The sequence below is a fragment of the Microbacterium sp. genome, from assembly GCF_036566905.1.
Lineage (GTDB): Bacteria > Actinomycetota > Actinomycetes > Actinomycetales > Microbacteriaceae > Microbacterium.
In genome coordinates this window covers 1-1,793 of sequence record NZ_DATCVK010000116.1, presented here as the reverse complement: position 1 = coordinate 1,793, position 1,793 = coordinate 1, and the positions used below count along the sequence as shown (strand labels likewise).

Genomic DNA, 1,793 nt, shown 5'->3' with positions numbered 1-1,793 from the left:
CGGCGTGTAGCTGAACCATGGCCGACCGGTCAGGCTCTGCATCAGGCGGTTCTCGTACAGGTTCCACGGAACTCGAGCGCCGTGGAACAGGTGCACGCGCGGGGCGTCTCCGGTCGCCTGCCACTGCAGGTCGATGCGTTCGAGATGCGCACGGAGCGGGGCCAGGCCGGTGCCGCCGGCGACCATGACGAGGTCTCGACCGCGGTCTGCGTCGCTGAGCGTCAGCTCCTGCCCGACCGCTGAGCCCAGCCGCAGGACGTCACCGGCCTTCAGCCGCCGCACCACGGCGCTCGAGACCTGCCCGCCTGGCACCAGTTGCACGTGGAACTCGATCGTGCCGTCCTCCCGCGGCGCGTTTGCGGCGCTGAAGTAACGCCACAAGCGCGGGGCGTACGGCGTCTCGACGGCGAACGACTGCCCGGGCTCGAACGGGAGGTCGGGTTCGGGACGCACGTGCACGATCGCGATGTCCATGCTGCGGCGCTCGACCGCGGTGACGTGACCCGCCCAAGAGGCCGGACTGCTCAGTTCCGACTCCTCGGCGGCCTGCACCATCGCGGTCGCGATGACGCCGTACGCACCGGCCCAGTCCTCGGCGAGCTCTGGGGTCCAGAGGTCGCCGAGGAAGTGCTGCAGGGTGGTGAGCAGAGAGAGGCCGACCGCGTCGTAGTGCTCGGCGATGACCTCGAACCTGCGGTGGTCACGGCCGAGCTGCCCGATGAACGTGGTCACCTCGTCGAGTTGATCGACGTTGGACACGATGCGCCCGAGTGCGCCGACGAGTCGGTCGCGTTGGGTGGCCATCGCGACCGGGAACATCGCCCGAAGTTCGGGGTGCGTGTAGAAGAGGTGCGAGTAGAAGAAGAGCGGCACCTCGTCGCCGAGCGACTCGGCCAGCGACCAGGTGTGCTTCAGCGCAGCGGTGTCCACGCCGTCAGTCTTGCGTCGCGCCGGCCTCGACGATGTCGGGTTGCGTCGCGGCGACGGCGGTCACGGTGCGGTCGACGATCTCGGAAGGAACACCGGCCTCGGTCAGCGCAGCGATCAGGTGCTCGGCGACGGCGCCGAACTCTTCAGCCGTGATACCCATGTTCGCGTGGGCCGCACGCAGGTCGCGTCCCTCGTAGGCGACCGGCCCGCCCATGACCTGGGAGACGAGCGCGACCTGGTGTCGCTTGAGCCGGACCATCTCGATGCCCTCGAAGTGCTTCAGCAGTCGATCGTCGCCGAGCACCAGCTCGTAGAACCGATTGACGACGGCGGTGACCGCGGGTGCACCTCCGACGGCTGCGTAGTCGCTCTGGGCTTCGGGTTGGGTCTGCAGATCGAGGGAGTTCATTCGAGGGTGTCCGTTCGGTAGGGGGGTGTGTGGACTTCCCTTTCCTAGCAGAATGCGCACCCTCAGATCAAAGGTTTTCTGCATGTCGCGTCGGTTCGGAGCGGGCGTCCAGTCCCGTCTGGCACACTCCGTTCCGCGGCTTCGGTCGCCGCCAATAGGCTGGCAGGGTGGAACTCGGTCTGGCCTTCGCCCTCGCATGGGCCGTGCTCGCGCTCGTCGCAGGCGCAGTGCTCATCGTCAAGCGCCGCTGGCTGTCCGAGACGATCACGGCGGAGCGTCAGTCGACCGTGGCGCGCGCGGGAGCCCGCGGCCCGAACTCCATCGTCTTCCTGATCGTGGGCCTGATCTTCGTCGCGATGGGCCTGTTCATCGTCGTCTGGTGGGCCTCGGCCGCCTTCTGATCGGCGCCTTCCGATCGGCGCCGACCTACCTCGTTACTCGGCCGTCGGCGAGT

General features: G+C 68.1%; 3 protein-coding genes. 1 reads left to right on the top strand and 2 read right to left on the bottom strand.

Annotation, left to right across the window (positions count from 1 at the left end; genetic code table 11):
• A partial coding sequence (locus VIP82_RS08725; protein WP_331907667.1) for a globin domain-containing protein occupies positions 1-930 on the bottom strand: 930 nt, incomplete at its 3' end.
• A gap of 4 nt (positions 931-934) precedes the next feature.
• On the bottom strand, positions 935-1,339 hold the full coding sequence (locus VIP82_RS08720; RefSeq protein ID WP_331907665.1) for a group I truncated hemoglobin: 405 nt from the start codon (positions 1,337-1,339) through the stop codon (positions 935-937).
• Between the two features lie 167 nt (positions 1,340-1,506).
• On the opposite strand from VIP82_RS08720, the gene VIP82_RS08715 reads away from it, so the two are divergent.
• On the top strand, positions 1,507-1,740 hold the full coding sequence (locus tag VIP82_RS08715) for a hypothetical protein (protein WP_331907663.1): 234 nt from the start codon (positions 1,507-1,509) through the stop codon (positions 1,738-1,740).
• Positions 1,741-1,793 lie beyond the last annotated feature (53 nt).